General features: G+C 56.2%; 1 protein-coding gene. It reads left to right on the top strand.

All coding sequences use genetic code 11. The features are described 5' to 3' along the window. On the top strand, nt 1–268 hold a 268-nt coding region (locus TZ48_RS24325), incomplete at its 5' end, for a hypothetical protein (RefSeq protein WP_239670691.1). Nucleotides 269–420 lie beyond the last annotated feature (152 nt).

Below are 420 nucleotides of genomic sequence, written 5' to 3'. Positions count from 1 at the left end.
TGGCGTGTCTGATGTACCGCTCACCATCACCGATGGCAGCATCACTCTACCAGCAGGCGTGACTGAGTTTAAAGTCACCGTCGCGACGACCCAAGACGACGTCTTTGAAGGTCCAGAAACCTTCGGTGTGACGGTTACTGACAACAATAACGTGACCACCAATGCTCCGCCACGGGCGTGGGCACCATTCTCGATGACGGCAGTGGCCCAGACCCAGATCCAGACGATGACCGCCCTGAGCTTTCTATCACGCCAGCGGTGTCAGTGAACGAAGGCACGGGTGCCATGTTCACGGTGAGCTTGTCGAAAGAGACAGAAGCGGATGTGGTCTTGAATCTAGCCACAGCGACCGATGGGGAATACAGTGCAGAAGAGAGTGACATTGGCGCTTTGACTGCCACGTATAACGACGGCGTGTCC

Source organism: Vibrio variabilis (genome assembly GCF_003263785.1).
Taxonomy (GTDB): Bacteria; Pseudomonadota; Gammaproteobacteria; order Enterobacterales; family Vibrionaceae; genus Vibrio; species Vibrio variabilis.
Note: the sequence above shows the minus strand (reverse complement) of the source record. Positions and strands in the feature narration are given on the sequence as shown.